The following is a 7,648-nucleotide window of genomic DNA, read 5'->3' on the forward strand; positions in this document are numbered from 1 at the left end:
GTTCTGCACCACCTCGTGGGTCATGCCCGGGCCGAAGTCGCGGATCATGAAGTACGGGCTGAGTGTCGATGGCGCCATCAGGATGAAGGGCACGTCGCGCTTCCCGGCGGCGATGTGAGCGTCGTAGGCATTGGTGGCGTATTCGCGCACCGGCGCCAGGATCTTGTCGGAGTAGATGCCGTCGATCACCGCATGGAAGGCGATGGCGTTCATCTCGAAGCCGAACGAGCGTGCCTCGGTGAGGCCGCCCGAGTGGAAGTCCTCGGCGCGGGCAGTGTTGAGCAGTTTCATGGTCTTGTCCTTGTGCATGGCTTCGCCGTGGCGCTCAGAGGCGCGGGAAGAAGCGATTGAGAAGGTTGTGGGGGGTGGTTACGCTGCCAGAGGCAGGATGCGGGCCTGGAGCTCGGCCGCCTGGTAGTTGTCGTGCCGGCCGAGGATGCGTCCGGTTGGGCTTGTGACCCACCAGCTGTCCCAGCCGTGGTCGAAGGGGAGCTTCATGTTGGCGACGTCTGCTCGAGTGAGCACGTCGCCGGTCAGGGGTTCATAGACCTGTATCTGCAAGGAGTTTCTCCATTTTCATGTGCTGTCCAGGCAGCACCTCGGCAACCGGCTGGCCCTTGATGAGCAGCAGGAAACGGAAGTCGGCCTGGAAGATTTCGATTGGTTTGCTGTTGGCTGCGAGGGCGTCGACACCATCTGTGGTGATGGTTTCGCGTCCGATTGACCACTCGTCGGTGGTCCAGCCTCGGCGTTTCAAAGCCTTGATTGCGGCGTACTCGGCGCCGGCCGGATAGAGCCGATTGGTGAGCAGCCCTCGAACGAGCATCTCTTTCATTTTCGGGGTCATCTTGTTGTCCTCACTGGGCGGTGGTGTTCTCGACCTCGCGGTGGCTAGTGGCGATGCTGTAGTTTTCCAGCTCGTCGAGCTTCTCCGCCTGAACGAAGGCCTCACCAGCAGCTTCACGCGGATCTTCGTCGGGCTCGACGTCGACGGTGAAGGTGTGTATGAGGGTCTCGACTATAGTAACGTCGTATTTCGTGGACATGGAGTTCCCCTATGGTGAAGCAGGACAACATTGATCTGACCGACAAGAGCATGGACGAGCTCGAGGCTATCCATGAGGCGGTGATGGCGGCGAAAGAGGCAAAGGCCCTCGATCACCAGAACGAGCTGATCCGTGAGTACCAGGATCTGAAGACTCGGATGATCAAGGCCGGCGTGGTGAAGGAAGACCAGCTGCCGAATTTCAAGATCCGGGGATGGTCTCGCAAGAAGCCCAACTGATGGCCGGTGGCCCTTATGGTGTGTTCGTTGACGGTGTCCGAGTAGGCACCGTCATGCAGATCATGGGTGAGCCCCGAAAGACCCGGTGGGTCGCTTTTGCCTCGGATGATCGAAAGCGTGGATTTCCCACCATGCGGGAGGCTATGGCGTGGTTGGCTGGGGTATCCACCGGATCTCTTTACCAGCGGCCTTAGCTTGGGCCTGGGCCAGGAAGAGCGGGACGAAGTCCGGCACTTCGATGTAGTTGCGCTCGATCACCTCAGGGGGCGCAACCTCCGGCTCCAGGATGGCGCCGGCCGGCGCCACTTCCTCGGGCGGCCCCTCGGCCTTGAGGCCCATCAGGCCGTTCAGGAACGCTGCCAGCTCCTCGCGGGTTTTGATCTCCAGCTTGAAGTTGGCGTCCGGCTTCAGGCCGAGGGCACGTCTGTGCGTCTCGGCGTCGTTCTTCATCGGGAACCAGCCGCGTTCGACGTTGTAAACGATCATGCCACCAGCTCCTTTGCCTGCCTGACCATCGTCATGAACGCGCTGTATTCGTCGCAGAGTCGGTCGTCGCTGAAGTCCGAAACCATCTCGTCGGCGTCGTCGTAGGTGACGCCGTCGTCGTTGACCGTGCCGTCGTCGCCCTTCTTCGCGTCGAACTCCTGTTCCGGCGTCGTCATTCGAGCCATCTGCTCGACGAACTTCTCCATCCGCTCATACCGGTCGGTGTCGTAGCCCAGGGGCTTCTCGCCGCGGTCGTCGCTGTCGACGAGGATGCCGGTCTTGGTGATCCGCACGTTGACCGGCTCGTCGTGGTCGGGATCGTAGGCATGAACGACGAGCTTGCCGTCGTTGATCTCGACCCAGAGCGCCCGATTGGTGCCGTCAGGGCACTTCGCGTCGACGTCGATCCTCGACAGGCCCGTCTTGACGTTGACCGTCCAGAGGCGGCGATCAGTTGTGTCGTCGGCACCTTCCTCGGCGATTTTCCAGTCCTGCATGTTCAAGCGGACGTGCATGTCGAGCCCTCAATGATGGTGGTGTTGTCGTCCAGGGTGATGGCGTCGATCGTGACCGCGTCGATCAGATCCACCATTTTGCTTCGCACGACCAGATCGTAGACGTGCTCGGCGATCACCTCCGGGGTGATGGGGCCAGCGTAGATGCCGACCGTGATGAAGCAGCTCAAGTCGACCTTGAGCCGCACGTTGACGTCGTCGATGTGCATCATCTGATGCGCTCCAGAGCGTACTTCTCGGCGTAGCGACGGACCTGGTAATCCGGATCGAGATCAGGGTTGAACCACTGTTCCAGGAGCTCATCCTTGGACAAGCCAGCGCCTTCCAGATCGAGCCCGTAATAGGTCTTCAGGGTCCAGTCGAACTGGCGATGGTACTCGGCTTTCGCCCAGTCGCTGTTGACGATCGCATGCTTCGCTTGCATGGGCTCCTTGAACGCCTCACCCGGGATGACCTCACCGACGATCGACGGCACGATCTCCCAGTCATAGGAGCCGATCGCCCGAAACCATTCGGGCAGCAGATCATAGACCTTGAGCACCCAGAGACCGATGTCGATGCTGTAGTGGCGGAGCTCGACCGAGCCGACGTCTTCGCGATACTTCAGCCAGACAGGGTCTGCCTTGTCGCGCCGCTTCGGCACGACGGTGATCTCGTTGAGCCACTCCCAGACGCAGAGAGCCGCCTCCATTTCGAGGTGGCTGTAGACCAGGGGCACCTCGACCGACATGTTCTGCCGGTAGACGTGCGCGCCGGCGGCGAGCAGCTCCTCGGCCTCCTTCTTGGCTCCCTTCTCGTCGGCGGCCAGGGTGCGGGCGATCCCGGGCACCGTGTCGTGCTCGCCTTCGATGTAGAAGAGGTCGATTTTCATAGAGATCTCCTGCGTTGGACATGGCGCTCGGCGCCTTCGGCAGATTTCAAGGCTTGCCTGACCTTCTGGACGGCACGCTTGGCGCCGACCTGTTTCAGCAGCTTCCGCGCAGCGCGCAGATGTTCGATCGCACGAAGCGCCGCCAGGGCGTCGTGCGCGGTTGTCGGTGTCATTGTTGCTCCAGGGGTTATTCTGGCTCGGATCGGTCCAGCAGCAGGGTGACGGCGCGCGTCAAGTACTGGCAGTCCTTCACGGCCAGCTTCTTGCCAGTGGTGCGCTCCATGAGAGCCTGGACCGTGTTGACGATCTCGACGCGGCGCAGGGCGCGGTCGACGTACCAGGGCTTGATCTGGTCAGCCGGCAGCTCGTCGGCGGCCTCGGGGATCAGCTGGCTCTGCAGCCACTCGCGGCCGGCCTCGTCGAAGAAGACGGTCTGGCCGGCGATGGTGACGGTCTCCTGGCTGTCCCAGTCAGGTACAGTGCCAGTGCCGTCGAAGTCGTAGCTGCCGTCGTCGTCCCAGTTGATCCCACACTCGCCGAGGATCACCTCCTTGGTACGATCGATGGCTGTTCCGTCAGGCGCTTTCATAGATCACCTCAATGTTGTCGGCATTCGCGAAGGCGGCGGCATACTCCTCCGCCTCTTTGGCTTGAAGGTCGAACTGCTGTGCCAGACGGCGGGCGCCCTCACCATGTGGGGTCATATCGATCTGCCACACGCCGGCCTTCTCGTGCTCGGGCGTCGGTTTGTAATCGATCAGCTTGCGGAACTCGTCTGCATTGCTGCGGAAGCGATCCGCCGCCACCTGACAGATGTTGGTCAGAGTGTGGATGTCGATCGTGGTCATCAGTTGGCCTCCTCGATCTCGCTCTCGGCCGAGAACCTGCCGTACAGGGTCATGGCCGGCGACAGGCTGAACTCGGGCAGCTTGGGGTCGTCGAACCGGTGCTCCGAGATCAGGGGGCCGGTCTCCTCGATCTTGTGGTCGTCGAGGATCAACTGGGCGACCTCGCGGGACGAGGCCTTGATGTAGGCGGTCCCGCAGATCATGACGTCGACGCGATAGATGGAAGTGGTCATGCGACTTCGAGCTCCACCAGCTTGTTGGTGAGCTCGTTGTCGGAGTGATCGGAGATCACGTCCTCATCGTTGCCGTGGATCAGCAGCACGGAGCCGATCTTGGTCTTGTCATCACGGCGCCGGAAGACCAGTTCGGTGCTGTCGGTGGCGGCGATCTCGGCGGTGATCGCCTCGTAGTTGTTGGACCTGACGATGCCATACTCCTCGCCGTCGTAGACCGACACGACGTAGTCCAGACCGAGGGCCTTCTTGATCAGTCTGCCGACGATCTTGACCTCGGCCGGCCTCATGTAGCTTGGGAATGCCATGTCACTCTCCTTCCGTGAAATTGATGACCTTTGCGGTGTAGTCGCAGGAGTTGCAGCGACAGGGACTTTCGTCGTCCCACTCGTGGTCGCCGTCCGCGTCGGTCCCATCGGAGACGAGCTTGACCCACACGAGGGCGGCGACCTGGATGTGGGCGTCGTCGCCACACTCAGGGCACCTCATGGCGAACTGGTTACTCATCGAAGTCATCCTTGTTGACGTACCGGCCGACACACAGCCGGTGCTCGTGGTCAAAGCGCAGGAAGAACCCGGCGTGGCCTAAGTCATGCCTCAATTCGTTGAGCGCGCGGATGTGCTGAATGGCGCGGCCGGGGAGCGATTGCTTGAGCTGCTCACGCTGGAGGTTGATCTGCACCTCCTGGATCTCGCGCCAGGTCCTGGCGCCAGCGTGCTTGAAGCTCATCACCACAGGTTTGGTGAGGCGCAGGAACTCATCCAGGTTCATGACCCCATGGTTGCGAAGCGCGTTGCCGGCGCGGACGCTCAGCTCCAGCTCGTCGATGAAATCATGCGGCGGCATTGCGGATCTCCTGCAGGAGCGCCGGGATGCCTTCCTGCAGCTCGTCGTCTTCGAAGCCGCGGATGAAGCTCTCTGCCTTGCGCAGGGCCTTGTCCTTGCTCTCGACGTAGCCCTTCAGCGTGCTGGTGAGGGTGGCGTCGTTGTAGCCGCCCTCGTAGAGGCGGATCAGCTCGGCGACGATGTCGCGGTATTTGGGCATTTCGTACTCCAGATGAATGACCACCAGCTGCGCCGGCGGGGTTTCCTAAACTCAAGGTTGTGGGTGTACATCAGCTGCTGGATCACAGCGTCGGCAGTGCGGACCTCGTTCTCGGTGAAGCCACGCGTGGTGGTCACCTCGGACAGCTTCACGATCTTCAGCATCGCCTTGTGACGGGGGTTCACAGTCCGTGGACCTCCTTCATGAGGGTGAGGTAGCGATCGGGGTTGCGGTGGGTGTTGAAGCGTTCGGCGATCGCCGGCCCGTCACAGTCGTAGAGGCGGGCAACGACGCGGGTCTCTCCGCGCTCGACGCAATCATTGTTGAGGAGGACCCAGTGGGCGTACTTCTTGCTCCAGACGGCGTGGAGTTTCACCTCCGCCTCCGTCTGACGAAGTGGTGGCGAGGAAACAGGTGCCATCCGTGGGACTGGGGATGGTCCATGCGGTTGAACTGGACGAGGACGCAACCACCAGGGGCCTTGCGGCCGAGTGCGGCTTCCTTCGTGCCCTTCAGCCGGAGTCTAAGATAGCGGTGGATAGCCATCACGCCGTCTCCTTGAGGGCTTGCTCGAGGAGCTCGGCACGCATGTCATCGCAGCTGCGTTCCAGCTGCTCGAGGAATTCGAATTGATCCGTGCGGCTGGTGCCGTCGCGGAAGACGATCCGGACCTTGCCGAGGTCCCGCTGCCAGCCCATTTGTTCGAGCGGCGTTCCAGCAATAAGGACTTTCATGAAGTGGTTTTCTCCAGGTGTTCCAGTCAGGACCGACAAGCCAGGCGTCTCCTTGCTCGTGACCTCTGTGGAGGCCGCGAGTGATCAGCTGCTGGGCTGGGCGGGGCGAGGACCGCATTGGGAAAGAGCGGTGAAGGTGTGCGCGGCGGCAATGGCCGGTCAGGCCACAGCACAAGAGGCTCGTCGGTGCTTCAGGCTCGCGGCGAAGGAGGCAGGGATGTTGATTAAGGACGAGTCAGCTTCTCGACGGTTGCCACGATAGCCCTGGACAGGGCTTCTGCCTCATCCATCAGCTCTGGGCCGAACAGGCCGTTGGTCATCTCTTCGCTAGGCAGCACGCCTGGTGGACAGTGCTCCTCGATCGTGCGTCTGATCAGTGTCAGGGCAAGCCTGCATTCGTGCGCGTCAACCATTTCCACATTCAATTCGGCTAAAATGCAACCAAATCCACCCGTGCGCCTTGTGAGGCAGTTGGAGTGTCGAGTGCATGAGTAACGCCGAAGATCGGCTGAAGTTCATCAAACCGCTTGAGCCCGAGCTCGTCCTGGAGCCGCCTGTCAGCGACGACTGGTTCCACGAGATTAAATACGACGGGTTTCGCACCCAGCTGATCCGAGACTGGGCCGGCGTTCGGGCCTTCACCAAGAACGGGCACGACTGGTCGAAGCGCTATTGGCCGATTGTCACCGCGGCCGAGCAGCTCAAGGCCAAGTCCTTCATCCTCGACGGCGAGACGATCGCGCCGGAGCCCGATGGGCGGCCGAATTTCCATGCGATGCACTCCCGCATGACTTGGAATGCCGAGCTGCTGGCCTTCGTCGCGTTCGACATCCTGTATCTGGACGGCGAGGATCTGCGTCCACGGCCGGCGATCGAGCGCAAGGAGATCCTGTGGGATCTGGTGAAGCCGGCCGAGGGCATCATCCAATACAGCCAGCACGTCCTGGGCGGCGGCGCCGAGTTCTACGAAGCCGTCGAGCGGCTGGGCGTGGAAGGCATGGTGTCCAAGCGTCAGGGCAGCTCCTATCGCAGCGGGCCGACCGACATCTGGGTCAAGACCAAGTGCTGGGAGTTCGGCGAGTTCGATCTGCTGGGCATCAAGCGCGAGCCAGGCAAGGAGACGGTCGGACTGATGGCGCGGGACGGCAAATATGCCGGCCCTGCCACCATTGCGCTCACCAAGCAGATGCGCGAGCGGCTGATGGCTCGCGTCCGGAAGGGGCAACCGCCGCCGAACACACCGCAGGCCGCTCGCGGGCCGGAGGTCGAGTGGCTGAAGAAAAGCATCAAGGCCAGGGTGCGGACGTTGCGGGGCGAGCCGAAGCTGCGCCACGCTACTCTGCAGGGGCTGGTTGAGGAATAGGTTCGACAGCGTCGTTCGGCGCCCAGATGTGGAAGTACGTGGCGTCGTGATCGAAGATCGAGATCATACGGCTACGGCCTTTCCGGCTCACTGCCTCCAGTCGGGGGATGCTTGGAACGGTGCAGAAGCCGGGAGGGATGGCGTAGCAGGGCTTGCCCATGCCATCCGGGATCATCCGGACTGGCGTCCCGGCCGGGGCGTGGACGTCATAGTCGCCCCGAAATCGGACGACGACGTCGCGAGACAGACGATGGCTCATGTCGGCGA

Annotated in this window: 22 protein-coding genes and 1 pseudogene; 3 read left to right on the plus strand and 20 right to left on the minus strand. The window is 61.9% G+C overall.

Annotation, left to right across the window (positions count from 1 at the left end; all coding sequences use genetic code 11):
- The 4 genes and pseudogenes from EOC06_RS28100 to EOC06_RS28115 all read right to left on the minus strand — a co-directional run.
- Positions 1–291, minus strand: a pseudogene (locus tag EOC06_RS28100) (hypothetical protein); the annotation flags it as partial.
- A 78-nt stretch (positions 292–369) separates the two neighbouring features.
- The gene (locus tag EOC06_RS28105) at positions 370–561 is read right to left on the minus strand and encodes a hypothetical protein (protein WP_128309318.1); all 192 of its coding nucleotides are present in this window, start codon (positions 559–561) and stop codon (positions 370–372) included.
- A complete protein-coding gene (locus EOC06_RS28110) occupies positions 542–847 on the minus strand; it encodes a hypothetical protein (protein WP_128309319.1) in 306 nt (101 codons plus the stop codon). The genes EOC06_RS28105 and EOC06_RS28110 overlap by 20 nt, the downstream gene beginning before the upstream one ends.
- 10 nt (positions 848–857) lie before the next feature.
- The gene (locus EOC06_RS28115; RefSeq protein ID WP_128309320.1) at positions 858–1,046 is read right to left on the minus strand and encodes a hypothetical protein; all 189 of its coding nucleotides are present in this window, start codon (positions 1,044–1,046) and stop codon (positions 858–860) included.
- 11 nt (positions 1,047–1,057) lie between these two features.
- On the opposite strand from EOC06_RS28115, the gene EOC06_RS28120 reads away from it, so the two are divergent.
- On the plus strand, positions 1,058–1,285 hold the full coding sequence (locus EOC06_RS28120; protein WP_128309321.1) for a hypothetical protein: 228 nt from the start codon (positions 1,058–1,060) through the stop codon (positions 1,283–1,285).
- Positions 1,286–1,426: 141 nt separating this feature from the next.
- Here EOC06_RS28120 and EOC06_RS28125 read toward each other — a convergent pair whose 3' ends face one another.
- The 14 genes from EOC06_RS28125 to EOC06_RS28190 form a co-directional block, all read right to left on the minus strand.
- Positions 1,427–1,771 (minus strand): hypothetical protein, encoded by a 345-nt coding sequence (locus tag EOC06_RS28125; protein WP_128309322.1) that lies wholly within the window; start codon positions 1,769–1,771, stop codon positions 1,427–1,429.
- Positions 1,768–2,274, minus strand: coding sequence for a hypothetical protein (locus EOC06_RS28130; RefSeq protein ID WP_128309323.1), 507 nt, complete (start codon positions 2,272–2,274; stop codon positions 1,768–1,770). The genes EOC06_RS28125 and EOC06_RS28130 overlap by 4 nt, the downstream gene beginning before the upstream one ends.
- A complete protein-coding gene (locus EOC06_RS28135) occupies positions 2,271–2,498 on the minus strand; it encodes a hypothetical protein (protein WP_128309324.1) in 228 nt (75 codons plus the stop codon). The genes EOC06_RS28130 and EOC06_RS28135 overlap by 4 nt, the downstream gene beginning before the upstream one ends.
- Positions 2,495–3,157 (minus strand): hypothetical protein, encoded by a 663-nt coding sequence (locus EOC06_RS28140; RefSeq protein WP_128309325.1) that lies wholly within the window; start codon positions 3,155–3,157, stop codon positions 2,495–2,497. Before EOC06_RS28140 ends, EOC06_RS28135 begins: the two co-directional genes overlap by 4 nt.
- Positions 3,154–3,330: a hypothetical protein gene (locus EOC06_RS40340; protein ID WP_164898776.1), complete on the minus strand. Its 177-nt coding sequence runs from the start codon at positions 3,328–3,330 to the stop codon at positions 3,154–3,156. Before EOC06_RS40340 ends, EOC06_RS28140 begins: the two co-directional genes overlap by 4 nt.
- Before the next feature lie 14 nt (positions 3,331–3,344).
- Positions 3,345–3,746 (minus strand): hypothetical protein, encoded by a 402-nt coding sequence (locus EOC06_RS28145; RefSeq protein ID WP_128309326.1) that lies wholly within the window; start codon positions 3,744–3,746, stop codon positions 3,345–3,347.
- Positions 3,733–4,005, minus strand: a complete 273-nt coding sequence (locus tag EOC06_RS28150; protein WP_128309327.1) for a hypothetical protein — start codon at positions 4,003–4,005, stop codon at positions 3,733–3,735. The genes EOC06_RS28145 and EOC06_RS28150 overlap by 14 nt, the downstream gene beginning before the upstream one ends.
- Positions 4,005–4,238, minus strand: a complete 234-nt coding sequence (locus EOC06_RS28155) for a hypothetical protein (protein WP_128309328.1) — start codon at positions 4,236–4,238, stop codon at positions 4,005–4,007. The genes EOC06_RS28150 and EOC06_RS28155 overlap by 1 nt, the downstream gene beginning before the upstream one ends.
- On the minus strand, positions 4,235–4,546 hold the full coding sequence (locus tag EOC06_RS28160) for a hypothetical protein (protein WP_128309329.1): 312 nt from the start codon (positions 4,544–4,546) through the stop codon (positions 4,235–4,237). The genes EOC06_RS28155 and EOC06_RS28160 overlap by 4 nt, the downstream gene beginning before the upstream one ends.
- A gap of 1 nt (position 4,547) precedes the next feature.
- Positions 4,548–4,745, minus strand: a complete 198-nt coding sequence (locus tag EOC06_RS28165; protein ID WP_128309330.1) for a hypothetical protein — start codon at positions 4,743–4,745, stop codon at positions 4,548–4,550.
- Entirely contained in the window at positions 4,738–5,085 is a 348-nt protein-coding gene (locus EOC06_RS28170; RefSeq protein WP_128309331.1) for a DNA-directed RNA polymerase subunit alpha C-terminal domain-containing protein, read from the minus strand. Before EOC06_RS28170 ends, EOC06_RS28165 begins: the two co-directional genes overlap by 8 nt.
- A complete protein-coding gene (locus tag EOC06_RS28175; RefSeq protein ID WP_164898777.1) occupies positions 5,072–5,308 on the minus strand; it encodes a hypothetical protein in 237 nt (78 codons plus the stop codon). The genes EOC06_RS28170 and EOC06_RS28175 overlap by 14 nt, the downstream gene beginning before the upstream one ends.
- A 157-nt stretch (positions 5,309–5,465) precedes the next feature.
- Positions 5,466–5,660, minus strand: a complete 195-nt coding sequence (locus EOC06_RS28185) for a hypothetical protein (protein ID WP_128309334.1) — start codon at positions 5,658–5,660, stop codon at positions 5,466–5,468.
- A gap of 169 nt (positions 5,661–5,829) precedes the next feature.
- Positions 5,830–6,057: a hypothetical protein gene (locus EOC06_RS28190; RefSeq protein ID WP_164898775.1), complete on the minus strand. Its 228-nt coding sequence runs from the start codon at positions 6,055–6,057 to the stop codon at positions 5,830–5,832.
- Here EOC06_RS28190 and EOC06_RS28195 point away from each other — a divergent pair.
- Complete coding sequence (locus EOC06_RS28195) at positions 6,017–6,280, plus strand: DUF982 domain-containing protein (RefSeq protein WP_128309336.1); 264 nt, start codon at positions 6,017–6,019, stop codon at positions 6,278–6,280. The two genes, EOC06_RS28190 and EOC06_RS28195, sit on opposite strands and share 41 nt — an antisense overlap.
- On the opposite strand, the gene EOC06_RS28200 is transcribed toward EOC06_RS28195, so the two are convergent.
- Entirely contained in the window at positions 6,243–6,431 is a 189-nt protein-coding gene (locus tag EOC06_RS28200) for a hypothetical protein (protein WP_164898778.1), read from the minus strand. The genes EOC06_RS28195 and EOC06_RS28200 overlap by 38 nt on opposite strands.
- Before the next feature lie 74 nt (positions 6,432–6,505).
- On the opposite strand from EOC06_RS28200, the gene EOC06_RS28205 reads away from it, so the two are divergent.
- Positions 6,506–7,381, plus strand: a complete 876-nt coding sequence (locus tag EOC06_RS28205; RefSeq protein WP_128309338.1) for an RNA ligase family protein — start codon at positions 6,506–6,508, stop codon at positions 7,379–7,381.
- Here EOC06_RS28205 and EOC06_RS40960 read toward each other — a convergent pair.
- Positions 7,353–7,648: hypothetical protein (locus EOC06_RS40960; RefSeq protein ID WP_206631267.1), on the minus strand; the 296-nt coding region annotated here is incomplete at its 5' end. The genes EOC06_RS28205 and EOC06_RS40960 overlap by 29 nt on opposite strands.

This window comes from Mesorhizobium sp. M7A.F.Ca.MR.362.00.0.0 (genome assembly GCF_004023175.1).
Lineage (GTDB): Bacteria > Pseudomonadota > Alphaproteobacteria > Rhizobiales > Rhizobiaceae > Mesorhizobium.

Bases quoted from the DNA above. Each gene is read 5' to 3' on its own strand.
- EOC06_RS28135 (WP_128309324.1), bottom strand. From the start codon at position 2,498: ATGATGCACATCGACGACGTCAACGTGCGGCTCAAGGTCGACTTGAGC.
- EOC06_RS28165 (WP_128309330.1), bottom strand. From the start codon at position 4,745: ATGAGTAACCAGTTCGCCATGAGGTGCCCTGAGTGTGGCGACGACGCC.
- EOC06_RS28120 (WP_128309321.1), top strand. From the start codon at position 1,058: ATGGTGAAGCAGGACAACATTGATCTGACCGACAAGAGCATGGACGAG.
- EOC06_RS28205 (WP_128309338.1), top strand. From the start codon at position 6,506: ATGAGTAACGCCGAAGATCGGCTGAAGTTCATCAAACCGCTTGAGCCC.
- EOC06_RS28140 (WP_128309325.1), bottom strand. From the start codon at position 3,157: ATGAAAATCGACCTCTTCTACATCGAAGGCGAGCACGACACGGTGCCC.
- EOC06_RS28145 (WP_128309326.1), bottom strand. From the start codon at position 3,746: ATGAAAGCGCCTGACGGAACAGCCATCGATCGTACCAAGGAGGTGATC.
- EOC06_RS28170 (WP_128309331.1), bottom strand. From the start codon at position 5,085: ATGCCGCCGCATGATTTCATCGACGAGCTGGAGCTGAGCGTCCGCGCC.
- EOC06_RS28115 (WP_128309320.1), bottom strand. From the start codon at position 1,046: ATGTCCACGAAATACGACGTTACTATAGTCGAGACCCTCATACACACC.
- EOC06_RS28160 (WP_128309329.1), bottom strand. From the start codon at position 4,546: ATGGCATTCCCAAGCTACATGAGGCCGGCCGAGGTCAAGATCGTCGGC.
- EOC06_RS28200 (WP_164898778.1), bottom strand. From the start codon at position 6,431: ATGGTTGACGCGCACGAATGCAGGCTTGCCCTGACACTGATCAGACGC.
- EOC06_RS28110 (WP_128309319.1), bottom strand. From the start codon at position 847: ATGACCCCGAAAATGAAAGAGATGCTCGTTCGAGGGCTGCTCACCAAT.
- EOC06_RS28195 (WP_128309336.1), top strand. From the start codon at position 6,017: ATGAAGTGGTTTTCTCCAGGTGTTCCAGTCAGGACCGACAAGCCAGGC.
- EOC06_RS28150 (WP_128309327.1), bottom strand. From the start codon at position 4,005: ATGACCACGATCGACATCCACACTCTGACCAACATCTGTCAGGTGGCG.
- EOC06_RS40340 (WP_164898776.1), bottom strand. From the start codon at position 3,330: ATGACACCGACAACCGCGCACGACGCCCTGGCGGCGCTTCGTGCGATC.
- EOC06_RS28155 (WP_128309328.1), bottom strand. From the start codon at position 4,238: ATGACCACTTCCATCTATCGCGTCGACGTCATGATCTGCGGGACCGCC.
- EOC06_RS28125 (WP_128309322.1), bottom strand. From the start codon at position 1,771: ATGATCGTTTACAACGTCGAACGCGGCTGGTTCCCGATGAAGAACGAC.